Origin of the sequence: uncultured Microbacterium sp., from assembly GCF_963521645.1 — a bacterium.
Taxonomy (GTDB): Bacteria; Actinomycetota; Actinomycetes; order Actinomycetales; family Microbacteriaceae; genus Microbacterium.
The window spans coordinates 1-3,120 of record NZ_CAUQVQ010000142.1 but is presented as its reverse complement, the minus strand read 5'-3'; the positions used below and the strand labels follow the sequence as shown (position 1 = coordinate 3,120).

Here is a 3,120-nt window from a genome sequence, read left to right as displayed (position 1 = left end):
CCCTCGAAGGGCTCGACGATGCGGTCGTGCACCTCCCAGGTCTCGGTGCAGATCTCGTCGAGGAACCAACGGTCGTGCGTCACGACCAGGAGCGCACCGGAGTTCGGGCTCCACCGCTTCTTGAGATGTCCCGCCAGCCAGGTGATGGCTTCGACGTCGAGATGGTTGGTGGGCTCGTCGAGCGCGATCACGTCCCAGTCACCCGTGAGCAGCTTGGCGAGGGAGACGCGGCGACGCTGTCCACCGCTGAGGGAGCCGATCTCGGCATCCCACGGCAAGTCCTTCAGCAGCCCTTCGATCACGTCGCGGATGCGAGGGTCGCCGGCCCACTCGTACTCGGGAGTGTCCCCGACGACCGCAGCACTGATGGTCAGGTCGTCGCTGAGCGTGTCGGCCTGCGAGAGCACGCCGATGGTCGTGCCGCCGCGCACGGTCACTCTTCCGGAGTTCGGCTCCTTGATGCCCGCGAGCATCCCCAGCAGGCTCGACTTACCGTCGCCGTTGCGGCCGACGATGCCGATGCGGTCACCTTCTTCGATGCCGAGGGTCACGGAGTCGAAGACGACCCTGGTCGGATATTCGAGATGAAGGGCTTCTGCCCCGAGAAGGTGTGCCATATCCCCTCCAGGTTAGTCGTGCATGCTGAGCGCGGGCGGTCAGGCCGGAACCTGCGACCGGCGCGGGTCGCGACATGATGCGGCCGGTCTCAGCGAGTAAAGCACGCGAACGGCGGATTGCATTCGAATTCTGGAATACATTCGAAACAAGTTTCGAATGTCCGTGGTGTCTGATCTACTCGAATCATGACAGCGCTCCTCGATGCGACCGACACCCAGATGGCGAACCTCGCCGGGCTGGTCGAGTCATTGCGTGTCGCCGAAGCGACGCTGAGCAGCATGCAGGCGGCGCGTGACGGGCTGCTCGCGATAGCGGGCAGGCTCGCGATCGAGATCGCCAGACAGGGTGACCACCCCGATCGTGGTGATCACTCGATCCGTACGGTGGCCGCCGAGATCGCGGCGGTGCAGCGAGCCAGCGACCGCACTGTCGAGCGACGAATGGCGGCTGCGACCGAGCTGGTAGACCTGTTCCCCTCTGTCTGGGCCGCGCAGGGCGAGGGTCGCATCAGCGCCGCGCACTCGCGAGTGATCGTCGACGCGGGGTCACACCTCTCCGACGCCGACCGGCTCGCCTATGCGGCGATCCTCGTGCCCCTCGCCGAGACCGAGTCCCCCAACCGGTTGCGGCCGCTGGCCCGACGCATCGCCGAACGGTTCATGCCGACATCGATCACGTCCCGGCATCGGAAGGCGCGCCTCGCGCGGCGGGTATGGGTGACGACAGGTGAAGACGGCATGGCCGCCCTGCACACTCACGCTCCGGCGGCGCTCGTGCACGGGATGTTCGACCGACTCTCACAGATGGCGCACTCGATCCGCGCACACAACCTGCGAGCCGGCCGCGATGCCCGTCGGTACGGTCGCGAGTTCGATGCCGACGACCGCACCGTCGATGAGATCCGCGCCGACCTGCTCGCCGACCTCGTTCTCACCGGAAGTCCCGTGGCGCACGACAGCGCCGACGCGCTCCTCGCCGAGATCCGCGCCCACATCACCGTCACCATCCCCGTCACCAACCTCACGACCAGTGACGACGAAGACACGGACGGCGACATCGACACCGATAGCGACGACCACACCGATAGCGGCAGCCACACCGTCGGGGACGCCGGCACCGACACCGGCGACTCGGTGAGTCTGCGAAGGCCGGCGACGCGGTCTCGCCCGGGGAACTCCGCTCACGCAGGTACTGCTCTCCGACCATCACCAGCTGAATTGGACGGTGTCGTCCCGATAGACACGGATACGGCCCGGCATCTCGCCGGCAACGCCACCGGGTGGGACCGGGTGTTCACTCACCCCCTCACAGGCGGCGCGCTCACCGTCGACCGTTACAGACCCAGCACGCACCTTCGACGGCACCTTCGCGCCCGGGACACGCGGTGTCGGTTCCCTGGCTGCGGTATCCCGGCCCGCAAGAGCGACCTCGATCACACCCAGGCGGCCTCGACCGGCGGCGGCACCAGCGACACCAACCTCGCCTCCCTCTGTCGGCGCCATCACGTGCTGAAACACCACACGCCCTGGCACGTCGAACAGGGGCGACACGGTGTGCTCGTCTGGACCAGCCCCACCGGGCGGACCTACATCGACACCCCGCCCGCACAGAACACCGTCACGTTCACCAGTGCGGCCGCCGAGACCGCGCCGTTCTGAGACCCTCCTCGGGACGCCGCGTCGGCCGGCGGCCTTCTGTGGATAACTCCGGCTGGAGGCGTCGCGCTTTCACTACGTTGGCGCGATGACTCCGCAGAATCGCTCCATTTCCTCGTATGTGCTCGCAAGCCTGCTGTTCGGTTCATCTCTCGTCGCGTGCACACCGGCCGCTGTTCACGACGCTCGCCGAGACGCGACGCCGATGACGGAGCATGCGGTCGCGCGAGCCGAGGTGCTGTATCGCGGATACATCGACGCTCTGGGCATGATCGACCTCACCGATCCTGCGGAACTCGAGCGCTTCGCCGATCTCCTCACACCCGACACCTACTCGGAGTTGAGCGTGGCGTTCGGGCGCTTAGGAGACGACGGCATCACCACCCGTGGAAGACCGGAGGTCGTGCACTTCTTCGCGACACAGGTCGAGGAACCGCGGAGGATCAAGGCTGTCGCGTGCACCGACTACTCGGACTATCAGGTGATCGACCGCAGTGGAGAGGTGATGTCGCCTCAGACCGGTTCCCCGATATACAAGCAGGAGAGCCTGGAGTTCGTCACGGTCGGTGATCGACTGGCGATCGCCTCGTCCTTCGCGATACCCGTCGACGAGTGCGAAGAGATCGTCGACATCGATGTCTACGAGGGCTGAGGCATGCCCACCCGCACGCTGAGAACGAGACACCCGGTGACAGCGACGATCTGCACGGGCGTGATCCTCGCGGCTCTCGTCGGATGCGTGCCGCAATCGACGCCCGAGCCCACTCCGACACCGCTGTTCGCCTCGGAGGCAGAGGCGTTCGCCGCGGCGGAGGACGTGTACCGGGCGTACAACGATGCGCTGAAC

At 66.4% G+C, this 3,120-nt stretch carries 3 protein-coding genes; 2 read left to right on the top strand and 1 reads right to left on the bottom strand.

Annotated elements, in window-relative coordinates; genetic code table 11:
* The coding region (locus RWO82_RS15400; protein WP_314428407.1) for an ATP-binding cassette domain-containing protein at window positions 1-617 on the bottom strand (617 nt) is incomplete at its 3' end.
* 186 nt (window positions 618-803) lie between these two features.
* On the opposite strand from RWO82_RS15400, the gene RWO82_RS15395 reads away from it, so the two are divergent.
* Together RWO82_RS15395 and RWO82_RS15390 are read left to right on the top strand one after the other, a co-directional pair.
* Complete coding sequence (locus RWO82_RS15395) at window positions 804-2,276, top strand: DUF222 domain-containing protein (RefSeq protein ID WP_314428406.1); 1,473 nt, start codon at window positions 804-806, stop codon at window positions 2,274-2,276.
* Between the two features lie 202 nt (window positions 2,277-2,478).
* Window positions 2,479-2,925 carry a hypothetical protein gene (locus tag RWO82_RS15390; RefSeq protein ID WP_314428405.1) on the top strand — a complete coding sequence of 149 codons (447 nt, stop codon included), beginning with the start codon at window positions 2,479-2,481 and terminating at the stop codon, window positions 2,923-2,925.
* The last annotated feature ends 195 nt before the right edge of the window (window positions 2,926-3,120 follow it).